The organism is Mycolicibacterium aromaticivorans JS19b1 = JCM 16368 (assembly GCF_000559085.1).
Lineage (GTDB): Bacteria > Actinomycetota > Actinomycetes > Mycobacteriales > Mycobacteriaceae > Mycobacterium > Mycobacterium aromaticivorans.
In genome coordinates this window covers 18,472-41,810 of sequence record NZ_JALN02000001.1, presented here as the reverse complement: position 1 = coordinate 41,810, position 23,339 = coordinate 18,472, and the positions used below count along the sequence as shown (strand labels likewise).

The following is a 23,339-nucleotide window of genomic DNA, read 5'->3' as shown; positions in this document are numbered from 1 at the left end:
GCTGACTCAGCCGGCTCCTTGCATCAGCGATAGCGCCGACTGCTTGGTCAGCTGCCAGCCACTGGGACTGGGGCCTTCGACGAATTGGATGCTCTCCGTCGCGGTCTGACCGTTGGGCGCGGTCGCGGTGACATTCGCCGTCGCGGTCGGGCCTTCCTGGTCGATGTCGGCGACGTTGAAGCTCAGCGGGAGAAGGCCCTTGGCCGATGCGTTGTTGAACGCGCGGTCTGCGGCGATGCCCTCGAAGCGGCCGAGGCCGAACTGGATGTAGGAGGCCTTGGACCCGGAGAACGATCCGCCGCCCTGCAGGCCGTTCAGGGTCTCGACAAGCTGGCTCTGGAGCTCCGGCGCCGGCGTCTGCGGCATCGGGGCGCCGAAGACGACGGGCTGCACGGCCGGTGCGGGCACCGGCGAGCTGAATGCAACCGACGTCACACCTGCGGCAACGCCGCCGATGATCGCTGCGGCGGCAACGCCCGTGGCTAGGACTTTCAGGGTCACGGCTGTCCTCTCGATTCGCCCGACTCATTAGAGAGATTAACAGTGTTGCCAGTGTGTCGAAATTCCCCGCACGCACATGATCGAGTTTGGGCCGGTAGCGTTGAGGTATCCACCGCGCCAACTCTCGGTGTGGGAAAGGAGCGCAACATGAGCGAGGCACAAGAACCCCAGCTGTCCGGCGAAGACGCCGCCGAACTAGAAGAGCTGCGCCGCGAGGCGTCAGTACTGCGCGATCAGCTGGAGAACGCCATGAGTGCACAGGGCGGCGCCCGCAGTGCTCGTGATGTGCATCAGCTCGAGGCACGCATCGACTCCCTGGCGTCACGCAACGCCAAACTGATGGACACTCTCAAGGAGGCCCGTCAGCAGTTGCTCGCTCTGCGCGAAGAGGTTGACCGGCTCGGTCAGCCGCCGAGCGGATACGGCGTCCTGTTGGGCTCCCACGAGGACGACACCGTCGACGTGTTCACCTCTGGTCGCAAGATGCGACTCACCTGCTCGCCCAACATCGACGTCAAGTCGCTGAAGCAAGGCCAGACGGTCCGCCTCAACGAGGCACTCACCGTCGTGGAGGCCGGCAATTACGAGTCGGTCGGTGAGATCAGCACGCTCCGCGAGATTCTCGCCGACGGTCATCGGGCGCTCGTCGTCGGGCATGCCGACGAAGAGCGCATCGTGTGGCTTGCCGAACCGCTTGTCGCCATCGAAGACCTGCCCGCCGATGTGGCCGAGGAACTCGACGACGACGATCTGCGTCCCCGCAAGCTGCGCCCCGGCGACTCGCTGCTGGTGGACACCAAGGCCGGGTACGCCTTCGAGCGGATTCCCAAGGCCGAGGTCGAGGATCTGGTCCTCGAAGAGGTGCCCGACGTCGCCTACAGCGACATCGGCGGCCTCACCCGCCAGATCGAGCAGATTCGCGACGCCGTCGAGTTGCCGTTCCTGCACAAGGAGCTCTACCGCGAGTACGCCCTGCGGCCGCCGAAAGGTGTGCTGCTCTACGGGCCGCCCGGTTGCGGTAAGACGCTGATCGCCAAGGCCGTGGCCAATTCGCTGGCGAAGAAGATGGCTGAGGTTCGCGGCGACGACGCCCGCGAGGCGAAGTCGTACTTCCTCAACATCAAAGGCCCCGAGCTGTTGAACAAGTTCGTCGGCGAGACCGAACGGCATATCCGGCTGATTTTCCAGCGGGCGCGCGAAAAGGCTTCCGAGGGAACGCCGGTCATCGTGTTCTTCGACGAGATGGACTCGATCTTCCGCACCCGCGGCACCGGTGTCAGCTCCGATGTCGAGACGACGGTCGTGCCCCAGCTGCTGTCGGAGATCGACGGTGTCGAAGGGCTGGAGAACGTCATCGTGATCGGCGCGTCCAACCGCGAGGACATGATCGACCCGGCGATCCTGCGGCCCGGCCGCCTGGACGTCAAGATCAAGATCGAACGGCCGGATGCCGAAGCGGCACTGGACATCTTCAGCAAGTACCTCACTGAAGACCTGCCGGTGAACGCCGACGATCTGGCCGAATTCGGCGGCGACCGAGGGCTGTGCATCCGGGCCATGATCGAGAAGGTCGTCGACCGGATGTACGCGGAGATCGACGACAACCGTTTCCTCGAAGTCACCTACGCCAACGGTGACAAAGAGGTCATGTACTTCAAGGACTTCAACTCCGGCGCGATGATCCAGAACGTGGTCGATCGGGCCAAGAAGTACGCGATCAAGTCGGTCCTGGAGACCGGGCAGAGGGGTCTGCGGATCCAGCATCTGCTCGACTCGATCGTCGACGAGTTCGCCGAGAACGAGGATCTGCCCAACACCACGAACCCCGATGACTGGGCGCGGATCTCGGGCAAGAAGGGCGAGCGGATCGTCTACATCCGCACGCTGGTCACCGGCAAGAGCAGCAGTGCCAGCCGGGCCATCGACACCGAGTCGAACCTGGGCCAGTACCTGTAGGAGTACCGGCCCAGGGTCGCGTCGTCAGTGTCCGCAGAGTTGGGACTGGGCGGCGCTGTAGAAGAACGCCGCATCCTTGGGCTCGACACCGTCGCTGGTGTTGTCCGAGATGGTCTGCAGCGTGGTCGCCTGCGGAACGCCGGCGGCGATGTCACTGCAGATGTGCTGTCCCAGCGCCACCGCGGTCGCGACGGGTCCGTGCCAGCCGTCATTGGCCAGCGTCGTGATGAAGGAGTCCTGATCCGCGTACGCCGGTGAGGCGAGCGCCAAACCGAGTCCCACAGCGGCCATGCCGGTGATCACAAGTTTCTTCATTGTGTTTCCTTTCGCCCCGATAGCGCGCACCTTCGCCGACATCGGCAGCACACGATGGCCGCAGTGTAGGACGAAGGTGAGCCTTACTGCAGCGTTATCGTCGCCACCGTCAGTTTGTTGCCGGGCTCAAAACTCCAGGCTGTAGCTGTTGCCGAGGCTGTCTTGGGTTACGTGCGCGTCGCGAGTGGTGGTGTCGACGCTCAGTCGTTCGGTGAGAGTGCGCGTCTCGTAACGCCATCCCTCGGGCAGATCCAGCCGGGTGGCCAACCCGGGTAGGCCTGTCAGGTCGAGGTCGCGGTCCACCGCCTTGCTGTAGGTCTGCATGACCCAGCGCTGCCCCTGCGGGTCGACGAGCTCGAAAACCGGTCGTCCGGCGTCGAAGTTGAACACGGTTCGGCGGTCGACGTGGTTGACGGTGTACGGCGCGGGGTTCATCGACGACAGCTTGACCGTGGCTTGCTTGATCATGTCGATCCCGCCGAAGGTCTCGATCTCCTGGCGCTCTGGCGCCACCTTGTCGATGGTGCTCATCAGCCAGTGCCGCGGGCCGTTCAGCAGTGCGGCCACCGCGCCGTGCTCCTTGGCGATGGCCTCGGCGTCGAGCTTGTCCCACAACTCGGCCGGGCAGTCGTTGAGCGGAAAGCTGTTGTAGACGGCCGCTTCCGGTCCGTCTGCGCCGGCCGTCACCAGCAGCACCTCCCCGTACCGCTTGTCGAATACGTCCTCGCGCTCGGTCATCGCTTGCCTCCATCTCCAGATATGCGTCGTGGCCATGGATCGAAGAACCGCTGCCGGCACAGCGGGTCAACACTCGTGCCGACGGTGAAGTGCAGCCCGGACAGCACCGCCACGAATAACGAAGTGTGCACCACCGTCTGAGGTATCGACACATGGATGCTGAACCACGTTCCGGCACAGGGAATTCGCCATGTCAGCGTCCCCGCCGCGCGGAACGGTAACGGTCCCGCGCGACCAGGGTGAGCCGAAGCTCGGCCAGCAGCGGGTCGAGGAATTGAGCGCGGTACTCCTTGTCGGTGACAGCCTTGGCCGCCAGGTACATGAACGTGATCGCGGTCAGCATCATGGTCGTCTGAATCAGCGGGTCGGGGACCGGCAGCGTCATGCCGAGGATGTGGCCGTCATTGCGCCCGCTGTCACGCGTCCACGACGCCAGCAGCGGCGGGCTGAGCACGATCAGTCCGAGCACGAAGAAGATCGCCCCGGTGGCGAGCGCGACCGTGAGCACCTGGCCGACCTGCGAGGCCGCCACCACGAACACCACATTGGCCCGCTCGGCGCGCGACAGCGGATCGACGCCGGGCTCGTCGGCGATGCCTTCGAACGGCGTGCCGGCCAACCGGTCCGCGTCCTCGGGCGCGGCAGCGGTCTCGCCGAGTATCGGGCGGACCCGCTCCAGGGTGCTCGACACCAGGAACGCGGCGGCGATCGCGAACAGGAATCCGATGGCCAGCCACAGTCGTTCGCGGCTGACGATCGCCGCCATCAGCCACACATAGGTGTTGAAGAAGACCAGGAACGTCAGCAGCACGACCGGCAGCGCGCGGACGAACATGCCGCTGGCGAGCGCCAGGTTCGACATGGTGTCCCGGGTAGCCCACCCGGCGATCGAGCCGACACCCGATGCGGTCGCCACGACGATGACGGCGATCGAAATCCCCACCAGCAGGAGGTTCACCATGATGCGCGGGCTCGGGCCGCCGAAGACGCACCCGAGGAGTGCGACCGCCACCGAGATGTTGGCGGCCACGACCCGCCACAGCGGGCGCTCGATCCGCGACACCAACCAGCCCACCAACCCCGCCACCGGCAGCACCAGCACGATCAGGGCCAGTAGGAATCCCTCGGCGACCGTCGGCCTGCCGTCGATGTCGATCGTGTGCTTGCCCGACAACGTCACCACCAGGATGGAGTTGGCGGCGAACACGGCCACTCCGGCCAGTGCCGGCGCCGATCGGCCCCAGATCCGGCGCAGCAGTGCGCCGCGCCGAACCACCGCTGGAAGACCGCGGACCAGAAACCAGCGTTCTTCGGCATAGCGGTCCGGAGATGTCATCGTTGCGCGGCTCCGATGTGGGCTTTCGGGTCAGGTCACCCTAGCCGGAAGTGGCCCCGTCCACGCGCCAGGCGCGCAACACCGGCCGCTAGGCTGGCTGCCATGCAAAGGATCATCGGAACCGAGGTGGAGTACGGCATCTCCTCGCCCTCCGATCCGACCGCCAACCCGATCCTGACCTCCACCCAGGCGGTGCTCGCGTACGCCGCGGCCGCCGGCATCCAGCGTGCCAAGCGCACGCGGTGGGACTACGAGGTGGAGTCGCCGCTGCGCGACGCCCGTGGATTCGACCTGAGCCGCTCGTCGGGGCCCCCGCCGATCGTCGACGCCGACGAGGTGGGGGCGGCGAACATGATCCTCACCAACGGCGCCCGGCTCTACGTCGATCACGCCCACCCCGAGTACTCGGCTCCCGAGGTCACCGACCCGATGGATGCCGTGATCTGGGACAAGGCCGGAGAGCGGGTGATGGAGGCCGCGGCCCGGCATGTGGCCAGCGTGCCCGGTGCGGCCAAGCTGCAGCTGTACAAGAACAACGTCGACGGCAAGGGCGCCTCCTACGGTTCCCACGAGAACTACCTGATGAGCCGTCAGACGCCGTTCTCGGCGGTGATCTCGGGCCTGACGCCGTTCATGGTGTCCCGGCAGGTGGTCACCGGTTCCGGCCGCGTCGGGATAGGTCCGTCCGGGGACGAACCGGGCTTTCAGCTGTCCCAGCGCGCCGACTACATCGAGGTCGAGGTCGGCCTGGAGACCACCCTCAAGCGCGGCATCATCAACACCCGCGACGAGCCGCACGCCGACGCGGACAAGTACCGCCGGCTGCACGTCATCATCGGCGACGCCAACCTGGCCGAGACCTCGACGTATCTCAAGGTGGGAACCACTTCGCTGGTCCTGGATCTGATCGAGGAGGGGTCCCGGTACGGCCTCGACCTGTCGGATCTGGCCCTGGCCAGGCCGGTGCACGCGGTCCATGTGGTCAGCCGGGACCCCTCGCTGCGGGCCACCGTGGCACTGGCCGACGGCCGGGAACTGACCGCGCTGGCCATCCAGCGGATCTACCTGGACCGGGTGGCCAAGCTGGTCGACGCGCGCGACCCCGATCCGCAGGCCACGCAGGTCGTGGAAACGTGGGCGCACATCCTGGACCTGCTGGAACGGGATCCGATGGAGTGCGCCGAGCTGCTCGACTGGCCGGCCAAGCTACGGCTGCTGGAAGGCTTCCGGCAGCGGGAGAATCTCGGCTGGTCGGCCCCGCGACTGCATCTGGTGGACCTGCAGTACTCCGATGTCCGGCTGGACAAGGGCCTGTACAACCGGTTGGTGGCGCGCGGCTCGATGAAGCGTCTGGTCACCGAGCAGGAAGTGATCGACGCCGTCGACAACCCGCCGACCGATACCCGGGCGTACTTCCGGGGCGAATGCCTGCGCCGCTTCGGTGCCGACATCGCGGCGGCGAGCTGGGACTCGGTGATCTTCGACCTGGGCGGTGATTCGCTGGTCCGGATTCCGACCCTGGAGCCGCTGCGCGGGAGCAAAGCCCATGTGGGCGCGCTTCTCGATTCGGTCGACAGCGCAGTGCAACTCGTGGAACAACTGACGACCTGACGTTCGTTAGACGGAGCAATATCGGTCTCGACCGGTAGGGTGGAAGAACGCATCACGAGCAGGAGGCAGCGATGGCTCAAGAGCAGACCAAGCGCGGCGGCGGTGGCGGCGAGGACGACGACCTCGGCAGCACCGGTGCCGGCGGGCAAGAGCGTCGCGACAAGCTCGCTGAAGAGACCGATGATCTGCTGGACGAGATCGATGACGTCCTGGAAGAGAACGCTGAGGACTTCGTGCGTGCATACGTGCAAAAGGGCGGACAGTGACCTGGCCGTTCTCTGATCGCCTTGCCACCAGTTCACCTCTGACCGATCTCTCCTCGTTTTCCGACTATCTACGGCGGGAAGCACCTCAGCTGTTGCCGACCAGCACCGGCTCGAGCGGTGCGCTGCCCGGTGACGCGCTGCCGCACGGCACCACGATCGTGGCGCTGAGGTATCCGGGCGGTGTGCTGATCGCCGGCGATCGCCGTGCTACCCAGGGCAACATGATCGCCAGCCGGGATGTGCAAAAGGTGTACATCACCGACGACTACACGGCCACCGGTATCGCCGGCACGGCCGCGATCGCCGTCGAGTTCGCCCGGCTGTATGCCGTGGAGCTGGAGCACTACGAAAAGGTCGAGGGTGTCCCGCTGACGTTCCCCGGCAAGGTGAATCGTCTCTCGACGATGGTGCGCGGCAATCTTGGTGCGGCACTGCAGGGCTTCGTCGCGCTACCGCTGCTGGTGGGCTACGACCTCGATGACCCGAATCCGGAAGCGGCAGGACGGATCGTGTCATTCGACGCGGCCGGTGGCTGGAACATCGAGCAAGAGGGCTACCAGTCGGTGGGGTCCGGTTCGCTGTTCGCCAAGTCGTCGATCAAGAAGCTCTATCCCGGTGTCACCGACGCTGATTCGGCGCTGCGGGCCGCTGTGGAGGCGCTCTACGACGCCGCCGACGACGACTCGGCAACCGGCGGTCCTGACCTGGTACGCGGTATCTACCCGACCGCCGTCACGATCGAGGCCGAGGGTGCCACCGATGTCTCCGAGGAGCGGATCTCCGCGCTTGCGCGCGAGGTGATCGAGAAACGCTCCACGACAAACACATTCGGGCCCGGCACCGGACCCAGCAACGAAGCGCCGCGGGTGGACTAAGTGAGCTTCCCATACTTCATCTCGCCCGAGCAGGCGATGCGCGAGCGTTCCGAGCTTGCGCGCAAAGGCATTTCCCGGGGCCGCAGCGTGGTCGTGCTGGCCTACGACTCCGGGGTGCTGTTCGTTGCGGAGAACCCGTCGCGGTCGCTGCAGAAGATCAGTGAGCTCTACGACCGCGTCGGCTTCGCCGCCGTCGGCCGGTTCAACGAGTTCGACAACCTGCGCCGCGGCGGCATCCAGTTCGCCGACACCCGCGGGTACGCCTACGACCGTCGCGACGTGACGGGCCGTCAGCTCGCCAACGTCTACGCGCAGACCCTCGGAACGATCTTCACCGAGCAGGCCAAGCCCTACGAGGTGGAGCTGTGTGTGGCCGAGGTGGCCCACTACGGCGAAACGAAACCCCCTGAGCTGTACCGGATCACGTACGACGGCTCGATCGCCGACGAACCACACTTCGTCGTCATGGGTGGCACCACCGAGCCGATCATCACCGCGCTGAAGGAGTCCTACTCCGAGAACGCGCCGCTGAAGGATGCGGTCGGTATCGCTGTCGAGGCGTTGCGGGCCGGTATCAACGGCACCGGCGCAAGCGGTAGCAGCACGCCGCCGGCCGAGCCGCGGGTGCTGGGTCCGGCCACCCTGGAGGTGGCCATCCTGGACGCCAAGCGGCCGCGCCGGGCATTCCGGCGGATCACCGGTTCGGCGTTGGAGGCCCTGCTGCCCAGTGCTGGTGACGAGCCCGCCGACGAGGCCGCCTCGGAGACGACCTCCTGAGCCCACGCGCCGTCATCTCCGGTGCGGGAATCGCCGGACCTGCACTGGCCGACCAACTGACCGCACGTGGCTGGCGCACCACGGTGATCGAGCGCTATCCCCAACGCCGCGACGAAGGCCAGAACGTCGACATCCGCGGTGCCGCACGGGAAGTCGTGCGCAGAATGGGCATCGAAGGCGAGGTGCGTCGAGCCAACACCGGTGAGGTCGGAACCAGGTTTGTCACCGCAGCAGGCACGGCAGCGGCATCCTTTCCGGTCGGCGCCCCGGGCGGCCCCGACGGCCCGACCGCCGAACTGGAGATCCTGCGCGGTGAACTGTCGCGAATTCTGGTCGAACGCACGCAAGGTCAGACCGACTACCGCTTCGGCACCCAGATCACCGACGTCACCGACCACGGAAGCCACGTCACCACTGTGCTCGACGACGGCAGTGTGCTCGACTCCGACGTCCTGATCGTCGCCGAAGGCCTGCGCTCCCGCTCGCGCCGGTTCGTCAGCTCCGTCGAGGTCACCGATCTGGGAATGTATTTCGCGTACGCCACCATCCCTCGGTCCGACAGCGACGACCAGTGGTGGAACTGGCAGCACGTGACTCGATCCCGCGGCGTGCACCTGCGCCCGGACAACCTGGGCAGCACCAGAGCCATCCTGACGTTCATCTCCGATGTCCGCGGTATCGAGGATCTTGATCCGGGTGACCAGATCACAATCCTGCGCAAGACGTTCGCCGACGCCGGCGGTGCCGCTCCGCGGATTCTGCGCGAGCTCGAAGCCGGTGCACCGATGTACTTCTCGGTCGCCGGCCAGATTCACGTGCCGTCGTGGAGCAATGGCCGCATCGGCTTGCTCGGCGACTGCGCGTTCTGCAACGCCACGTTCGGCGGTGCGGGCACCAGCCTGGCGCTGATCGGTGCCTATATCCTCGCCGGCGAACTCGCCGCCACATCCGACCATGCGGCGGCACTGGGCCGGTACCAACACCGCATGCAGCCGTTCGCGGCCTCGGCTCCAGTCGTCCGTCCGACAGTGCTACGGATTGCCAACCCGCGCAGCCGGATTGGCATCGCAACGTTGCACGGGCTCGCCCGCACCGCGGCGAGCCCGGCGGCCAAGGTGCTGGCGTCGGTTGCCTCACGGGCAGCGGGCGGGGCGGGGCAGCGAGTGACGCTGCCGGATTACCCCGTGGCGTAGCCGATCTCAACCGACTCGGATGCGTTCGCGGTCGCCGGTGATGACCGCCAGAATGTTGTGCCACGCGTCGGACGGCTCGTTGAGGACATCGCTGTGCGACGACAGTCCGCCCATCGGCCCGCCGGTGAGGTTTCGTCCGGCGGCCAGCGGGATCACACCGGGCAATTGGTCGGGGTCGGCCCCGTGCGGCCCGAGCGGGATGCCCTGAACCAGGCCGATCGGATCGCCGGGTGCGGTGAGGGAGAACCGCAGTACGTCCGGATTGCGGTTGTGCCAGTCCGACGAATCATGAACTCCCACACCGGCGCCCGCGGCCTCCACGTAGATCACCCGGTCGGCAGTAAGGCCGAGACGTTCGGCCGTGCCCAGGATCGACCCACCGTACGAGTGACCCAGATAGGTCACCGGCATCGCCCCGGCACGTCGTTCGACGTCTTCACTGAACGCGACCAGTCGAGGCGCCATGTTCAGCGCGTAGCGCGGATCGGTGGCGTCGACCACCCCCGCCAGCAGCTGACCGGTCGGAAACGGGCCCCCCAGATACGTGATCATCGCGACGTCGCCTGTGGATCCGGCGACAAAACGCCGCGCGGTCGCGACATCGTCGGCGGCGCCGTGGAAAGTGGTGTTGAGCCCGGGCACGAGCACCGCGAGGGCGTGCGCCCGCGTCAGATCACCGGACAACTCGATGAAGCTCTCCCGCTGCGGGTCGAAGCCCAGGATCTGTCTGGGCACCCGGCGATCACGGTTCACCGGGTCTGGAACATCGGCGAGCAGGCTCTCGTAGTACTCGATTCGGCTGCGTGCGCCGTGGTCGTAGGCGGCGATCGCCGCAGCCCGCATGGTGGGATCTGCCTGCAGTGTCGCCCAAAGTCGTTCGGCATCAGCCGCTTCCAGCGTCGGTGCGACGGCGGCGCGCAACTTCACCTCGTCGGGCACCTCCATGCGACGGCGTTCCTCGAGTATCGCGTCGGCGATGTTGATCCGGTTGGCGGCGATCCGGGTCTCCCACGGAACGCCGTCGGTGTTGCCCATCTCGTGTGGCCTTGACTCGATCAGCCGCTGCCGGTCGGCGTCGGACATCCTTGCGACCGCCGCGGCGATGCTGTCCTGACTCAGGTGTGGCCAGTCGTCCACCGGATTGCCTGCGGCCCCCGCCGGCCGAACCGGTGCCGGGTCGGCCGGGGTGGCGTCGAACGCCGCGTCGATGGCGCCGGCGGCAGCGGCATCGGCCGAGCCGAGCGCTGACAACGCCGCCTGCAGAGCGCGAGTCAGCTCGGCTGCCCGGGCGTCCAGCATCGTGCGCGCCACCGCATCCGAACCGCCGCTGCACGCCACCAGAAGCGCCGACGGCGCCGCCGGGGGAGCCACCGTCCCGTCCTCTGTCACCGCGCATCCGTCGGACCGCGCGTCCGTCACCACCTCGATGACCCGATCGCGACAGCGAGTGATGACCTCGGCGGCATCCCGCGCCTGCGCGGCGGCCAGTATCAGCGCCCGGCACACTCCGCGCAGACCCGCCGTGGTCGGACCGAGGGCTGCGCGGGCCGCGCCTGCGGCCGAACCGGTGAACACGCCGGCGCTGCCGGCCACCTCGTCGTCGACGGCGTCGGCCTGAGCCTGAAGCCGGCCCGCGGCGTCGTCCCACGCGCCGGCCAGGTCGATCAGTGCCTGCGGCCGCCAGGTCACCACCTGCGACACGGTCGGCGGGCTCACCGCAGTGAGAGGCGCTGCGCCGTGGTGCCGTCGGCGGCGGCGAGTTCGTTCGTCGAACGGCGTACCGAGCAAACCCAATCCTGCAGAGCGGCGCCGAGTCGCCGCACCTCAGCCGTGACGCGTGCCGGCCCGGCCAAACCGGCCAGCGCAGAACCGGGTAGCTCCGCGACGGCGGGGATCGCAACGCCCGCGAGCTGACCTGCGCTGCGGGTCAGGGTGTCCGCCAGGGCCCCTAACGTGGCGATATCGGTGACGATGCGCTCGGGCACGGCTCATGCTGGCATGCTCGGCGGCTGCGGCTTTTCGGCAATCCACAGGGAGCGAAGAACGCGTTTCGCGCGCCGCTTGCCCACCGCTAGTCCACAGCAACCAGTAGGCTCGGTGTCGTGCAGCGGAGAATCATGGGCATCGAAACCGAATTCGGTGTCACCTGCACGTTCCACGGCCATCGCCGGCTCAGTCCGGACGAGGTCGCCCGGTACCTGTTCCGCCGGGTGGTGTCGTGGGGCCGCAGCTCGAACGTGTTCCTGCGCAACGGCGCGCGCCTGTACCTCGATGTGGGCAGTCACCCCGAGTACGCCACCGCCGAGTGCGACAACCTGACGCAGCTGGTCACTCACGACCGCGCCGGTGAGCGGGTGCTGGAAGACCTGCTCATCGACGCCGAACAGCGACTGGCCGACGAAGGCATCGGCGGGGACATCTACCTGTTCAAGAACAACACCGATTCGGCAGGTAACTCCTACGGCTGCCACGAGAACTACCTGATCGTGCGGGCCGGCGAGTTCTCCCGGATTTCTGATGTGCTGCTGCCGTTCCTGGTCACCCGCCAGCTGATCTGCGGCGCAGGCAAGGTGTTGCAGACCCCCAAAGCGGCCACGTTCTGCCTGAGCCAGCGCGCCGAACACATCTGGGAGGGCGTTTCGAGCGCCACCACCCGGTCACGCCCGATCATCAACACCCGCGACGAACCGCACGCCGACGCCGAGAAGTACCGTCGGTTGCACGTGATCGTCGGGGACTCCAACATGTGCGAGTCCACCACCATGCTCAAGGTCGGCACCGCCTCGCTGGTGCTGGAGATGATCGAGGCCGGGGTTGCGTTCCGCGACTTCTCACTGGACAACCCGATCCGGGCGATTCGCGAGGTCAGCCACGACCTGACCGGACGCCGGCCGGTGCGCCTCGCCGGTGGACGGCAGGCGAGCGCACTGGACATCCAGCGCGAGTACTTCGCCCGCGCGGTGGAGTACCTGCAGACCCGCGAGCCCAACACCCAGATCGACCAAGTGGTCGACCTGTGGGGCCGCCAGCTCGACGCCGTCGAGAGCCAAGACTTCGCCAAGGTCGACACGGAGATCGACTGGGTGATCAAGCGCAAGCTCTTCCAGCGCTATCAGGACCGCTACAGCATGGAGCTGTCCGATCCGAAGATCAGCCAGCTGGACCTGGCCTACCACGACATCAAGCGCGGCCGAGGCGTGTTCGATCTGCTGCAGCGTAAAGGCCTGGCGACTCGGATCACCACCGACGAGGAGATCGACGCCGCCGTCGACACCCCGCCGCAGACCACCCGGGCCAAGTTGCGCGGCGAGTTCATCAGCGCCGCCCAGGAGGCGGGCCGCGATTTCACCGTCGACTGGGTACATCTCAAGCTCAATGACCAGGCGCAGCGCACGGTGCTGTGCAAGGACCCGTTCCGCTCGGTCGACGAGCGGGTGAAGCGACTCATCGCCAGCATGTGACGAGCGCGCCGCAGTGGCGGCGCACCGTTTCCCGCTAAGGTTTTCCGAGTGGCGACATCCAAAGTAGAGCGGTTGATGAACCTCGTCATCGCGCTGCTGTCCACGCACGGCTACATCACCGCCGATCGCATCCGCGCGAGTGTGGCCGGCTACGCCGAGAGCCCCAGCGATGAGGCGTTCTCCCGGATGTTCGAGCGCGACAAGAACGAGCTGCGCGATCTGGGCATCCCCTTGGAGACCGGCCGGGTGTCGTCGTTCGACCCCACCGAGGGCTACCGGATCAATCGCGATGCGTACGCGCTGCCCGACATCGAACTCACCGACGAGGAGGCGGGCGCCGTCGCGATAGCCACCAAGCTCTGGGAATCGCCGGAACTGATCACCGCGACACAGGGTGCGCTGCTGAAACTGCGGGCGGCCGGCGTCGACGTCGATCCCGACGCGGCCGTCGCGATCACCACCGCTTCGGGGCAGCCCGGATTGCGCGGATCCGAAGACGTGTTGGGAAATCTGTTGTCGGCCATCGACTCCGGTCAGCCGGTGCAGTTCCGCCACCGGTCGCTGCCGACTGACCCCTACACTGTGCGCACCGTGGAACCGTGGGGAGTGATCACCGACCGGGGCCGCTGGTATCTCGTCGGGCATGACCGGGACCGCAACGCCACCAGAACATTTCGGCTCTCCCGCATCGGCGCCGACATCACATGTGTCGGCCCTCCCGGATCGGTCGTCAGACCCGCCGGTGTCGATCTGCGGGCCATCGTCGACCGGGCGATCGGCGAAGCGCCCAGCGGTGTGCAGGCATCGGTGTGGGTTGCCGACGGTAAGGCGATGTCGTTGCGTCGCAACGGCAAAACCACCGGAGCGCGCAGTATCGGCGGACGCTCGGGCGAAGTGATCGAACTCGATATCGGCACCCGCGACCGGCTGGCCCGTGAAGTCGCGGGCTACGGGGCCGACGCTTTGGTGCTGGAACCGACCGCGTTGCGCGACGACGTCATCGCCCGGTTGCGGGCCCAAGCCGGGGTGCAGGCATGACGCCCGTCTCGACGCGGCTGGTGCGGCTGCTCAACATGGTGCCCTACCTCAAGGCCAACCCCAGCATCACCTACGACGAGGCCGCCGCCGATCTGGGCGTGACCCGCAAGCAACTCGAGCAGGACCTCGACCAGCTGTGGATGTGCGGCCTGCCCGGGTACGGACCCGGCGACCTGATCGATTTCGAGTTCTCCGGCGACTCCATCAAGGTCACGTTCTCGGCGGGCATGGACGAACCACTGCGGTTGACCTCGCCGGAGGCCACCGGTCTACTTGTGGCGCTGCGGGCGCTGGTCGACATCCCCGGTGTCGTCGACCCGCAGGCCGCGCTGAGCGCCATCGCCAAGATCGAATCGGCGGCCGGCACCGTCGGCCACGACCACACCCATGCCGTCGCCGCGGTGGATGATCGAGCGCCCATCGAAAGCGACACCGCCGCTGCGGTGCGCGCCGCCGTTCGTGATGGTCGCGCGCTGAACATCGAGTACTACTCGGCGTCCCGGGACACCTTGACCAGCCGGGTCGTCGACCCGATCCGGGTGGTGCTGGTCGGCGACCACAGTTACCTGCAGGCCTGGGCGCGCGACGCCGAGGGGGTGCGGCTGTTCCGGTTCGACCGCATCGTCTCCGCGACCGTGCTCGACCAAGCCGCCGTCCCGCCCGAGCCGGCCAAGCAGGCGCCGCCGGACACCTCGCTGTTCGACGCCGACCCGGCGCTGCCCGCCGCGACCCTGCTGCTGGCTCCGACCGCGACCTGGATGCTCGAGTACTACCCGATGCGGATCCTCGAGGAACTGCCCGACGGCTACCACAAGGCGTCGATGACCTACGCCTCCGAGGAATGGATGTGCCGGGCACTGCTGGGATTCGGCGCCGATGTCCGAGTTCTCGAACCGGAGTCGCTGGTGACGCGTGTCCGGGAGAGTGCTGCAGCCGCGTTGGCCGCCTACGCCGACGTCGTGCTGGGGTAGCATCGAGTCAACTTCTGGAGGTGACCAAATTGGGTGCTCTACAACCGTGGCACTGGCTGATTCTGATCGCGGTGGTCGTGCTGCTCTTCGGGTCGAAGAGGTTGCCTGATGCCGCCCGCTCATTGGGCAAGTCGATGCGCATCTTCAAGTCAGAGGTCAAGGAGCTGCAGAACGAGCACAAGGCGGACACTCCCGTCACGCCCGCGCAGCCTCCCACCCAGGTCCAGTCCGAGCGCGTGGAGGCACCGGTGACCCCGCCGGCCCAGAGCCACACCGACGCCAAACCGGCCTGAACCGACGACAACCGGGCGCTCCGACGCCCGTAGTCTGCCGCTGCCGTGCGCACACCTAAACTTCTGTCGCGGCTCGACCCCCGTCAACGCCGCAACCGCGTCAATCCGGACGGGACCATGTCCCTCGTCGACCACATCCGGGAGTTGCGGTACCGCCTTCTGATCGCGATGGGCGCCGTCGCTCTGACCACGATCATCGGGTTCCTCTGGTACAGCCACGGGTTTTTCGGGCTGGAGAGTCTGGGCGAATGGCTACGCGAGCCGTACTGCTCGCTGCCGCAGTCGGCTCGCGCCGACATCAGTGCCGACGGGGGCTGCCGACTGTTGGCGACAGCGCCGTTCGACCAGTTCATGCTGCGGCTCAAGGTCGGTCTGACCGCGGGCATCGTGATGGCCTGCCCGGTGTGGCTCTACCAGTTGTGGGCGTTCATCACCCCGGGGCTGTACCGCAATGAACGCCGCTTCGCGTCGGTGTTCGTCTTCTTCGCCGCGCTGCTGTTCGTATCGGGCACCGTGCTGGCGTACTTCGTTCTGTCGAAGGCCCTGCACTTCCTGTTGACGGTCGGCAGCGACGTCCAGGTAACCGCACTGTCCGGCGATCAATACTTCGGATTCCTGATCAACCTGCTCCTGATCTTCGGCGTGAGTTTCGAATTCCCGCTGCTGATCATCATGTTGAACCTGATCGGTGTCTTGACCTACGCGCGGCTCAAGTCGTGGCGCCGCGGGCTGATCTTCGGGGTGTTCGTCTTCGCCGCGTTCGCCACACCCGGCTCGGACCCGTTTTCGATGCTGGCGCTGGGCCTCGCGCTCACGCTGCTCCTGGAATTCGCCATCCAGATCGCCCGGATCAACGACCGGCGCAAGGCCAAGCGCGCGGCGCAGGCCGAGATTCCCGACGAGCAGGCCGCACCCATCGAGGCGCCGGAACCGGTGGCCGCACCGGCGACGTATGCGGCACAGCATGACGACATCACCTGAGATGGGGCAGCTTCAGCAGTTCGCGGAGCTGCTGACGTTCCGGCTCGACCCGTTCCAGATGCAGGCGTGTGAGGCGCTCGAACGCGGCCACGGTGTGCTGGTGTGCGCACCGACCGGCGCGGGCAAGACGGTGGTCGGCGAGTTCGCGGTACACCTGGCTCTCACCGCAGGCCGAAAGTGCTTCTACACGACGCCGATCAAGGCGCTGAGCAATCAGAAGCACAACGACTTGGTGCGCAGGTACGGCGCCGAGAACATCGGCCTGCTGACCGGCGATCAGTCGGTCAACGGCGACGCACCGGTGGTGGTGATGACCACCGAGGTGCTGCGCAACATGCTCTATGCCGGTAGCGACACATTGCATGCGCTGGCCTTTGTGGTGATGGACGAAGTCCACTTCCTCGCCGACCGGATGCGTGGTGCGGTGTGGGAGGAGGTCATCCTCCATCTGCCCGACGACGTGCGGCTGGTCAGCCTGTCGGCCACGGTCAGCAATGCCGAGGAGTTCGGCGGGTGGATCCAGACCGTGCGCGGCGACACCACCGTCGTCGTCGACGAGCACCGGCCGGTTCCGTTGTGGCAGCACGTATTGGTGGGCAAGCGGCTCTTCGACCTGTTCGACTACTCCGAGAAAAACACCGTGGGCAAGCTCGTCGATCCGGACCTCATCCGCCACATCGCGCACCGCCGCGAGGCCGAACGGCTGACGGACTGGGAGCCGCGCCGCCGCGGGCCCGGGCGTCCCGGTGGCAGATCGGGTCTGCACCGTCCGCCGTCGCGCCCCGATGTGATCGCATCGCTGGACCGCGAAGGTCTGCTGCCCGCGATCACCTTCATCTTCTCCCGCGCCGGCTGCGACGCCGCGGTCAAGCAATGCCTGCGCAGCCCGCTGCGGCTGACCGACGACGAGGACCGCAAGCGAATCGCGCAGGTGATCGACCGGCGCTGCGGCGATCTCGCCGACGCCGACCTGGCGGTGCTGGATTACTACGAGTGGCGTGAGGGGCTGCTGCGCGGCTTGGCCGCCCACCATGCCGGCATGCTGCCGGTCTTTCGGCACACCGTCGAGGAGCTGTTCACCGCCGGGCTGGTCAAGGCCGTGTTCGCCACCGAGACACTGGCGCTGGGCATCAACATGCCGGCCCGCACCGTCGTGCTGGAGAAGCTGGTCAAGTTCAACGGCGAGCAACACCTGCCGCTGACGCCGGGGGAGTACACCCAGCTGACGGGACGTGCCGGCCGCCGCGGGATCGATGTCGAGGGCCACGCCGTCGTGCTGTGGACACCCGAAGTGGAACCGGCCGAGGTGGCCGGGCTGGCGTCCACCCGGACCTTCCCGCTGCGAAGCTCGTTCGCGCCGTCCTACAACATGACGATCAATCTGGTGAACCAGATGGGCCCGGAGCAGGCCCACCAGTTGCTGGAGCGGTCGTTCGCGCAGTTCCAGGCCGACCGCTCGGTGGTGGGACTGGTCCGCGGTGTCGAGCGCGGCGAGAAGATGCTCGACGACATCGCCACCGAACTGGGCTGGGACCGTCGCAAGCAGCCGGACTCCGAGCCGGCGATCCTCGACTACGTTCGGCTGCGGGCGAAGATCAGCGAGCGCGAGCGGGCGCAGTCGCGGGCCTCGCGGCTGCAACGCAGGCAGGCGACCACCGACATGCTGGCGGCGCTGCGTCGCGGCGACATCATCAACATCACACAGGGCCGCCGCGGTGGGTTGGCCGTGGTGCTGGAGGCGGCCAACGAGTCGACCGATCCGCGGCCGCTGGTGTTGACCGAAAACCGTTGGGCGGGAAGGGTTTCCTCGGCAGACTTCACCGGCGTCGCGGCAGCGATCGGATCGATGTCCCTACCCAAGCGAGTGGAGCACAGGCAGCCGCGGGTACGCCGGGACCTGGCCTCGGCGCTGCTGTCGGCGGCGTCCGGACTGCGGGTGCCGTCGACCAGGAAACGCCGCGGCGATCCCGAGGCCGCCCCCGACATCGATCCCGAGCTCCTCGCGTTGCGGGAGTCGATGCGCAAGCACTCGGTGCACGACATGGCCGGCCGGGAGGCGCAGGTTCGAATCGGCGAGCGTTATCTGCGGGTCGAACGCGACAACGAGCAGATCCGCAAAAAGGTCAGCGCGGCGACGAACTCGCTGGCGCGCACGTTCGATCGGATCGTGGGGTTGCTGACCGAGCGCGGGTTCATCGAAGCGCGCGACGACGATTACGCCGTCACCGCCGACGGCAAGCTGCTGACGCGGATCTACAACGAAAGCGATCTGCTGGTCGCGGAATGCCTGCGCACGGGTGTCTGGAAGGGGCTCGCGCCCGCCGAGCTGGCCTCCGCACTGTCCGCGGTGGTGTTCGAGACCCGCGGCAGCGACGGCCCCACCCCGTCGCACGCCATCGAGATGCCGACAGCCAACGTGCGGCGCGCGCTGGTCGAGATGCGTCGGATGTCCGGGCAGCTGCGGGCCGACGAGAACCGGCATCGGATCAGCCCGACACGCGAGCCCGACGAAGGATTCGTCGCCGCCATCTATCGGTGGGCGACGACCGGCGACCTGGCGGCCGCGCTGGCGGCCTCCGACGTCGCCGGTGCCGGGACCCCGCTGCCGGCTGGCGATTTCGTGCGGTGGTGCCGACAGGTGCTCGATCTGCTCGACCAGGTCCGCAATGCGGGGCCGGAAGCCGGGCTGCGTAAGACCGCCAACCGTGCCATCGACGACATCCGGCGCGGCGTCGTCGCTGTTGATGGCGGGTAGGCTCATGCAAGCCGCTACGGTGGGAGCGGCGAATCGCTACCAGATCAAGGAGAGACGATGAGCGGACCGCAGGGATCAGAACCTAATCCCTGGCAGGCTCAACCCGGGCAAGGCCAGGATCAGCCTGCCTCCGGCTCCGAGCAGCAGCCCAGCGGCAGCGAGACCCCTGCCTGGCAGCAGCCGTCCGGTGAGCCGCCGGCCTGGCAGCCCCCCGCCTACACCCCGCAGCAGTATCCGCAGTACGGCCAACAGCCCGGTCAGCAGTACCCGCAGCAGCCGTATCAGCAGCCGACCGAGTACAACCCGGGCACCTACGCGCAGCCGGGTCAGCAGTATCCGCAGTACGGGCAGCCGCAGTACGGCCAGTACCCCCAGCAGCCGGGCCAATACCCGCAGCAGCCGGGTCAGTACGCGCAGCAGCCGGGCGACCCCAACCAGCCCGGGCAGTACGCCCCGTACCCGCAGCCCGGCGATGAGGGCGCCAAGAAGTCCTCGGCAGTGCTGTTCACGGTCATCGGAGTGCTGGCCGCGATCGTCGTGGCCGTCGTGCTGGTTCTGGGCTTCTGGAAGCCCGGCTTCTTTGTGACCACCAAGCTCGATATCGGCAAGGCCCAGCAGGGTGTGCAGAACATCCTCACCGACGAGACCAACGGCTACGGCGCCAAGAACGTCAAAGACGTCAAGTGCAACAACGGCCAGAACCCGACGGTCAAGAAGGGTGACACCTTCACCTGCGAGGTGAGCATCGACGGCACCAAGCGCCAGGTGACGGTCACCTTCCAGGACGACAAGGGCACCTACGAGGTCGGCCGGCCGAAGTAATTAGGCCGAAGTAATTAGGCCGAAGTAACTAGTCGGGGAGCGCGTCCAGCGCTTTCTGCAGCCGTCCGATCGACGAGCCGACGCCGTAGGCGTTGGCCAGTTCCGCAACACGTGCCGGGTCGGCGGCCGCCAGTGGTAGCCGGTCGTGATCGGTGCTGAACTCCACCGGTGCGTCGCGGGCCACCTGCACCACCGGCCCGGCCGCCTCGATGTAGTCGGTCGCCGCCAGAATCTTGCTGCGAAAAGCCTTGGACAGCTTCGATTTCGGGTCGTGCGCGGCGGCCAGGATGTCCGCGAGCGATCCGTACTGCGTCAGCAGCGTCGCCGCCGTCTTCTCCCCGACGCCCGGCACCCCGGGCAGGCCGTCGGACGGATCGCCGCGCAGCAGCGCCAGTTCGGCATAGGCGGCGCCGGCGCGGTGCGCCGGCACCCCGTACTTCTCGGCAACCTCGGCAGGCCCGAACGTCGTGGCGTTCGACAACCCGCGGCCCAGATAGAGGACCCGCACCGCGACCGGGTCGTCACCCACCAACTGCAACAGGTCGCGGTCGCCGCTGACGACCACCACGGGATCGCGCGTCTCGGCGGTGGCCAGCGTGCCCAATACGTCGTCGGCTTCGTAGCCTTCCGCACCCGCGGTGGCGATCCCGAACGCGTCGAGCAGCTCCATGATCATCTCGACCTGATGGCTGAGTTCGTCGGGGACCTCTTCCACATCCGTTTGCCCGCTGGGCTTTTCTTCCGCAACGCGGTGCGATTTGTATGACGGGATCGCATCGACCCGAAACTGCGGGCGCCAGTCCAGATCGAGGCACACCACCAGGCGGCCCGGGCGTTCCCGGGTGATCAGTGTCGCCACACTGTCCAGAAACCCGCGCACGGCGTTGACCTGTCGGCCGTCCGGCGCAGTGATCGACGAGGGCACCCCGAAGAACGAACGAAACCACATGCTCGCGCCGTCGAGCAGCAACACCGGTGCAGACATGCGAGCCATCCTGCCAGTCTGGCTATCCGCCGAAGCGGAACAGATACGAACCGGTGGTGATCGCCTTGTCGCAGGCACCTTCGTCATGCAGCGTGACACGCACCGCGACGGTGCTGCCCGGTCCGCGAATCGGCTCGGCATCGGCGCGGAACGGCCCGATCTTGCCGCGCGCCAGAAACATCACGTGCGAGCTGACTCCCTGCAGGCGGTCGGTGCCCATCACGGCGGCCGCGGCGTCGAGCGCGGCCGTCTCCAGGATCACGAACTGAGGCCCGACGTGCAGCGCGGCGTCCGGTGACGCCACCTCCACCGAGAGCTCCGGCATCGCCCACGCCCCGCCGGGGCGCCGGACTGCGCCGAACACCTGCCACAGTGGCGGCAGGTCGGGGGAATCGGCGACCTCGATCGGGTTGAGCTCCATCTTGCCCAGCCCGTCCGGCGGTACACCGATGCTCACGCCCTGGCCTTCGTTGAGCGCGAGCACCCGAGAAGGGTTGTCCGCGTCGACGATTCGCGATCGGCTGTACGCCATCTGCCTGCCGCGCTTGAGGTCCTCCGATTGGATCTCGATGCGGCGTACGTCGTGGCCGGGGTCGACCACCTGGATGGAGTGGATCACTGGGTTGGGCACCGCTTCGAGGTCGGAGACCAGTCCGCTGTCCGGGGAGACGATGCCGAGCACCGCCATAAGCAGGCCGCCAGCCGGATTACGCATGTCGTGGCGGATCGTGACGGTGTCCTGGGCGTCGACGTCCATCGTCGAATAGCTGCGGCCCAGGTAGCGATAGCTGAGCAGCCCGCCCCAGCGCCGGTTGAGCTCGGCGGCGTACGCCGCGGGGTCATCGGCGAGCTCACGGATGTCGCGGAGCATCGCGTCATCGTATGCCTGCGGCTAGCCTGGCTGGCATGACCGACCGTTTCAGTAGCGACGTCTATGCCCGCCGGCTCGCCGCCGCAGCAGCCGCGGCCTCCGCTGCGGGGGTCGCCGGGCTGGTGATCACCCCGGGATACGACCTGCGCTACCTCGTCGGCTCGGCGGCGCAGACGTTCGAGCGGCTGACCGCATTGGTGGTGCCGGCGACCGGCGCGCCAACGGTGGTGGTGCCGCGGCTGGAGTTGGCGTCGCTCAAGGATTCCGCGATCCTCGAACTCGGCCTGAGCGTGCAGGATTGGGTCGACGGTGACGACCCGTACGAGCTGGTGGCTGCCGCGCTGGGGGGACATGCCCGCATCGCGGTGACCGACTCGATGCCTGCGCTGCACCTGCTGCCGTTGGCCGAACGGCTCGGCGCGGTCCCGGTGCTCGCCACCGAGGTGTTGCGGTCACTGCGGATGATCAAGGATCCGGCTGAGATCGACGCCCTGCGCAAGGCGGGCGCCGCGATCGACCGGGTGCACGCCCGGGTGCCCGAGTTCCTGAGGCCAGGCCGCACCGAAGCCGAGGTTGCCGCGGACATCGCCGAAGCGATTGTGGCCGAGGGGCATTCAGCGGTGGCATTCATCATCGTCGGGTCCGGCCCGCACGGCGCCGACCCGCACCACGAACAGTCCGACCGGGTCCTGCAATCCGGTGACATCGTCGTCGTCGACATCGGCGGTCCATACGCCCCCGGCTACAACTCCGACTGCACCCGCACCTACAGCCTGGGCCAGCCCCGCGCCGACATCGCGGAACAGTACGCGGTGCTGCAGAGCGCGCAGGCCGCCGCGGTCGGGGCGGTGCGTCCCGGCGTGACGGCCGAGCAGGTGGACGCCGCCGCCCGCGATGTGCTCGCCGAAGCGGGGCTGGCCGAGTATTTCGTGCACCGCACCGGGCACGGCATCGGACTCTCGGTCCACGAGGAGCCCTACATCGTCGCGGGCAACGCCCTGCCGCTGGCGGAGGGGATGGCGTTCTCGGTCGAGCCGGGAATCTACTTCCCCGGCCACTGGGGTGCGCGCATCGAAGACATCGTGATCGTCACCGCCGACGGGGCCGAACCGGTGAACACCGGCCCGCATGGGCTGACGGTGGTACCGGTCTAAGCCTTCGTGTGGTCCAGCAGACCCGAGGAACCCAACACCCGCGTGATGTGTACCTCGATGACGACGCGCTTGGGATTGACCCGCGGCGTGCGGTAGCGCTGGGCATACCGCAGCTCAGCGTCGCGGACCGCGGCGGGATCCCGGTTGACGCTCGCCTGGCCTTCCAGAGACAGCCAGCGAGCGCCGTCGACCTGGGACAGCACGCCAACGCCGGAGCGCTCGGCGTTGATCGCCTTCTGCGAGCCGTCGCTGGTGATGACCCGGGCAATGTGGGTCTTGGGATCGAAGGTGAAGCCGACCGCCACCACGTGCGGCGAGTTGTCGGCGCGCAGTGTCGTCAGCATCGCGAGGTGGCGTTCGGTGAGGAATGCCAGCGCATCGCTGGTCAGCCGGGTCGTTGAGTTCGCCATCAACGCCCACGGTAGCGCAGTGAATAATCT

The 23,339-nt window shown here is 67.4% G+C and carries 23 protein-coding genes; 14 read left to right on the top strand and 9 right to left on the bottom strand.

Annotated elements, in window-relative coordinates:
- Positions 1 to 6: 6 nt before the first annotated feature.
- A complete protein-coding gene (locus Y900_RS00205; RefSeq protein ID WP_036337630.1) occupies positions 7 to 501 on the bottom strand; it encodes an MTB12 family secreted protein in 495 nt (164 codons plus the stop codon).
- 147 nt (positions 502 to 648) lie between these two features.
- Between Y900_RS00205 and arc the strand changes: the two genes are divergently transcribed.
- Positions 649 to 2,457, top strand: coding sequence for a proteasome ATPase (gene arc / locus Y900_RS00200; protein ID WP_051660283.1), 1,809 nt, complete (start codon positions 649 to 651; stop codon positions 2,455 to 2,457).
- 24 nt (positions 2,458 to 2,481) lie between these two features.
- Here arc and Y900_RS00195 read toward each other — a convergent pair whose 3' ends face one another.
- The 3 genes from Y900_RS00195 to Y900_RS00185 form a co-directional block, all read right to left on the bottom strand.
- Positions 2,482 to 2,772, bottom strand: a complete 291-nt coding sequence (locus Y900_RS00195) for a DUF732 domain-containing protein (protein WP_157838222.1) — start codon at positions 2,770 to 2,772, stop codon at positions 2,482 to 2,484.
- A gap of 126 nt (positions 2,773 to 2,898) precedes the next feature.
- Positions 2,899 to 3,510 carry a hypothetical protein gene (locus Y900_RS00190; protein WP_036337624.1) on the bottom strand — a complete coding sequence of 204 codons (612 nt, stop codon included), beginning with the start codon at positions 3,508 to 3,510 and terminating at the stop codon, positions 2,899 to 2,901.
- Between the two features lie 193 nt (positions 3,511 to 3,703).
- Entirely contained in the window at positions 3,704 to 4,846 is a 1,143-nt protein-coding gene (locus tag Y900_RS00185; protein WP_036337621.1) for a phosphatidylglycerol lysyltransferase domain-containing protein, read from the bottom strand.
- Between the two features lie 102 nt (positions 4,847 to 4,948).
- On the opposite strand from Y900_RS00185, the gene dop reads away from it, so the two are divergent.
- The 5 genes from dop (at position 4,949) to Y900_RS00160 (ending at position 9,568) form a co-directional block, all read left to right on the top strand.
- Positions 4,949 to 6,457: a depupylase/deamidase Dop gene (gene dop / locus Y900_RS00180; RefSeq protein ID WP_036337618.1), complete on the top strand. Its 1,509-nt coding sequence runs from the start codon at positions 4,949 to 4,951 to the stop codon at positions 6,455 to 6,457.
- A 71-nt stretch (positions 6,458 to 6,528) separates the two neighbouring features.
- Complete coding sequence (locus Y900_RS00175; RefSeq protein WP_036337615.1) at positions 6,529 to 6,723, top strand: ubiquitin-like protein Pup; 195 nt, start codon at positions 6,529 to 6,531, stop codon at positions 6,721 to 6,723.
- Positions 6,720 to 7,598 (top strand): proteasome subunit beta, encoded by an 879-nt coding sequence (gene prcB, locus Y900_RS00170; RefSeq protein ID WP_036337612.1) that lies wholly within the window; start codon positions 6,720 to 6,722, stop codon positions 7,596 to 7,598. The genes Y900_RS00175 and prcB overlap by 4 nt, the downstream gene beginning before the upstream one ends.
- On the top strand, positions 7,599 to 8,375 hold the full coding sequence (prcA, locus tag Y900_RS00165; RefSeq protein WP_036337609.1) for a proteasome subunit alpha: 777 nt from the start codon (positions 7,599 to 7,601) through the stop codon (positions 8,373 to 8,375). It begins immediately after the preceding gene.
- Entirely contained in the window at positions 8,372 to 9,568 is a 1,197-nt protein-coding gene (locus Y900_RS00160; RefSeq protein WP_036337606.1) for an FAD-dependent monooxygenase, read from the top strand. Before prcA ends, Y900_RS00160 begins: the two co-directional genes overlap by 4 nt.
- Before the next feature lie 6 nt (positions 9,569 to 9,574).
- Here Y900_RS00160 and Y900_RS00155 read toward each other — a convergent pair whose 3' ends face one another.
- Both Y900_RS00155 and Y900_RS00150 read right to left on the bottom strand, forming a co-directional pair.
- Positions 9,575 to 11,284 carry an alpha/beta hydrolase gene (locus tag Y900_RS00155; protein WP_036337603.1) on the bottom strand — a complete coding sequence of 570 codons (1,710 nt, stop codon included), beginning with the start codon at positions 11,282 to 11,284 and terminating at the stop codon, positions 9,575 to 9,577.
- A complete protein-coding gene (locus Y900_RS00150; protein ID WP_036337600.1) occupies positions 11,281 to 11,553 on the bottom strand; it encodes a DUF7162 family protein in 273 nt (90 codons plus the stop codon). The genes Y900_RS00155 and Y900_RS00150 overlap by 4 nt, the downstream gene beginning before the upstream one ends.
- Positions 11,554 to 11,670: 117 nt before the next feature.
- Here Y900_RS00150 and pafA point away from each other — a divergent pair, with 117 nt between their 5' ends.
- The 7 genes from pafA to Y900_RS00115 are packed head-to-tail and all read left to right on the top strand — an operon-like array spanning position 11,671 to position 19,889.
- Positions 11,671 to 13,029 (top strand): Pup--protein ligase, encoded by a 1,359-nt coding sequence (gene pafA, locus Y900_RS00145; RefSeq protein ID WP_109750991.1) that lies wholly within the window; start codon positions 11,671 to 11,673, stop codon positions 13,027 to 13,029.
- Between the two features lie 48 nt (positions 13,030 to 13,077).
- Positions 13,078 to 14,067 carry a helix-turn-helix transcriptional regulator gene (locus tag Y900_RS00140; protein ID WP_036337592.1) on the top strand — a complete coding sequence of 330 codons (990 nt, stop codon included), beginning with the start codon at positions 13,078 to 13,080 and terminating at the stop codon, positions 14,065 to 14,067.
- Entirely contained in the window at positions 14,064 to 15,038 is a 975-nt protein-coding gene (locus Y900_RS00135; protein WP_036337589.1) for a helix-turn-helix transcriptional regulator, read from the top strand. Before Y900_RS00140 ends, Y900_RS00135 begins: the two co-directional genes overlap by 4 nt.
- Before the next feature lie 29 nt (positions 15,039 to 15,067).
- Entirely contained in the window at positions 15,068 to 15,331 is a 264-nt protein-coding gene (tatA, locus tag Y900_RS00130) for a Sec-independent protein translocase subunit TatA (RefSeq protein ID WP_036345393.1), read from the top strand.
- A gap of 45 nt (positions 15,332 to 15,376) precedes the next feature.
- Positions 15,377 to 16,312 carry a twin-arginine translocase subunit TatC gene (tatC, locus tag Y900_RS00125; RefSeq protein WP_036337585.1) on the top strand — a complete coding sequence of 312 codons (936 nt, stop codon included), beginning with the start codon at positions 15,377 to 15,379 and terminating at the stop codon, positions 16,310 to 16,312.
- Positions 16,296 to 19,067, top strand: a complete 2,772-nt coding sequence (locus tag Y900_RS00120; RefSeq protein WP_036345390.1) for a DEAD/DEAH box helicase — start codon at positions 16,296 to 16,298, stop codon at positions 19,065 to 19,067. Before tatC ends, Y900_RS00120 begins: the two co-directional genes overlap by 17 nt.
- Before the next feature lie 57 nt (positions 19,068 to 19,124).
- On the top strand, positions 19,125 to 19,889 hold the full coding sequence (locus tag Y900_RS00115; RefSeq protein ID WP_036337583.1) for a DUF4333 domain-containing protein: 765 nt from the start codon (positions 19,125 to 19,127) through the stop codon (positions 19,887 to 19,889).
- A gap of 28 nt (positions 19,890 to 19,917) precedes the next feature.
- Here Y900_RS00115 and Y900_RS00110 read toward each other — a convergent pair whose 3' ends face one another.
- Positions 19,918 to 20,874 (bottom strand): 5'-3' exonuclease, encoded by a 957-nt coding sequence (locus Y900_RS00110; RefSeq protein WP_036337580.1) that lies wholly within the window; start codon positions 20,872 to 20,874, stop codon positions 19,918 to 19,920.
- Positions 20,875 to 20,896: 22 nt separating this feature from the next.
- Positions 20,897 to 21,745 (bottom strand): hotdog family protein, encoded by an 849-nt coding sequence (locus Y900_RS00105; RefSeq protein ID WP_036337576.1) that lies wholly within the window; start codon positions 21,743 to 21,745, stop codon positions 20,897 to 20,899.
- A gap of 35 nt (positions 21,746 to 21,780) precedes the next feature.
- Between Y900_RS00105 and Y900_RS00100 the strand changes: the two genes are divergently transcribed.
- The gene (locus Y900_RS00100; protein ID WP_036337574.1) at positions 21,781 to 22,899 is read left to right on the top strand and encodes a M24 family metallopeptidase; all 1,119 of its coding nucleotides are present in this window, start codon (positions 21,781 to 21,783) and stop codon (positions 22,897 to 22,899) included.
- Here the strand turns inward: Y900_RS00100 and Y900_RS00095 are convergent.
- Positions 22,896 to 23,309: a F420-dependent biliverdin reductase gene (locus Y900_RS00095; protein ID WP_036337572.1), complete on the bottom strand. Its 414-nt coding sequence runs from the start codon at positions 23,307 to 23,309 to the stop codon at positions 22,896 to 22,898. The two genes, Y900_RS00100 and Y900_RS00095, sit on opposite strands and share 4 nt — an antisense overlap.
- Positions 23,310 to 23,339 lie beyond the last annotated feature (30 nt).